Annotated in this window: 1 rRNA gene; it reads right to left on the bottom strand. The window is 52.9% G+C overall.

From position 1 onward, the window contains the following. Positions 1–1,663, bottom strand: a 23S ribosomal RNA gene (locus tag ABLU67_RS23990); the annotation flags it as partial.

Genomic DNA, 1,663 nt, shown 5'->3' on the forward strand with positions numbered 1-1,663 from the left:
AGGGGCCCACGTTAGAACACCAGCCATTAAAGGGTGGTATTTCAAGGATGGCTCCATGCAGACTGGCGTCCACACTTCAAAGCCTCCCACCTATCCTACACATCAAGGACCAGTGTTCAGTGTCAAGCTATAGTAAAGGTTCACGGGGTCTTTCCGTCTTGCCGCGGGTACACTGCATCTTCACAGCGAGTTCAATTTCACTGAGTCTCGGGTGGAGACAGCCTGGCCATCATTACGCCATTCGTGCAGGTCGGAACTTACCCGACAAGGAATTTCGCTACCTTAGGACCGTTATAGTTACGGCCGCCGTTTACCGGGGCTTCGATCAAGAGCTTCTCCGCGAGGATAACCCCATCAATTAACCTTCCGGCACCGGGCAGGCGTCACACCGTATACGTCCACTTTCGTGTTTGCACAGTGCTGTGTTTTTAATAAACAGTTGCAGCCAGCTGGTATCTTCGACTGATTTCAGCTCCACGAGCAAGTCGCTTCACCTACCATCAGCGTGCCTTCTCCCGAAGTTACGGCACCATTTTGCCTAGTTCCTTCACCCGAGTTCTCTCAAGCGCCTTGGTATTCTCTACCTGACCACCTGTGTCGGTTTGGGGTACGATTTGATGTTACCTGATGCTTAGAGGCTTTTCCTGGAAGCAGGGCATTTGTCACTTCAGCACCGTAGTGCCTCGTCATCACACCTCAGCGTTAGTGACGTTCCGGATTTACCTGGAACATCCGCCTACATGCTTAAACCGGGACAACCGTCGCCCGGCCAACATAGCCTTCTCCGTCCCCCCTTCGCAGTAACACCGAGTACAGGAATATTAACCTGTTTCCCATCGACTACGCCTTTCGGCCTCGCCTTAGGGGTCGACTCACCCTGCCCCGATTAACGTTGGACAGGAACCCTTGGTCTTCCGGCGTGCGGGTTTTTCACCCGCATTATCGTTACTTATGTCAGCATTCGCACTTCTGATACCTCCAGCAACCCTCACAGGCCACCTTCAACGGCTTACAGAACGCTCCCCTACCCAACAACACATAGTGTCGCTGCCGCAGCTTCGGTGCATGGTTTAGCCCCGTTACATCTTCCGCGCAGGCCGACTCGACCAGTGAGCTATTACGCTTTCTTTAAATGATGGCTGCTTCTAAGCCAACATCCTGGCTGTCTGGGCCTTCCCACATCGTTTCCCACTTAACCATGACTTTGGGACCTTAGCTGGCGGTCTGGGTTGTTTCCCTCTTCACGACGGACGTTAGCACCCGCCGTGTGTCTCCCGTGATAACATTCTTCGGTATTCGTAGTTTGCATCGGGTTGGTAAGTCGGGATGACCCCCTAGCCGAAACAGTGCTCTACCCCCGAAGATGAGTTCACGAGGCGCTACCTAAATAGCTTTCGGGGAGAACCAGCTATCTCCCGGTTTGATTGGCCTTTCACCCCCAGCCACAAGTCATCCGCTAATTTTTCAACATTAGTCGGTTCGGTCCTCCAGTTAGTGTTACCCAACCTTCAACCTGCCCATGGCTAGATCACCGGGTTTCGGGTCTATACCCTGCAACTTAACGCCCAGTTAAGACTCGGTTTCCCTGCGGCTCCCCTATACGGTTAACCTTGCTACAGAATATAAGTCGCTGACCCATTATACAAAAGGTACGCAGTCACCC

The organism is Klebsiella sp. GN_Kp190, from assembly GCF_040061795.1.
In the GTDB taxonomy this organism is placed as follows: domain Bacteria; phylum Pseudomonadota; class Gammaproteobacteria; order Enterobacterales; family Enterobacteriaceae; genus Klebsiella; species Klebsiella michiganensis.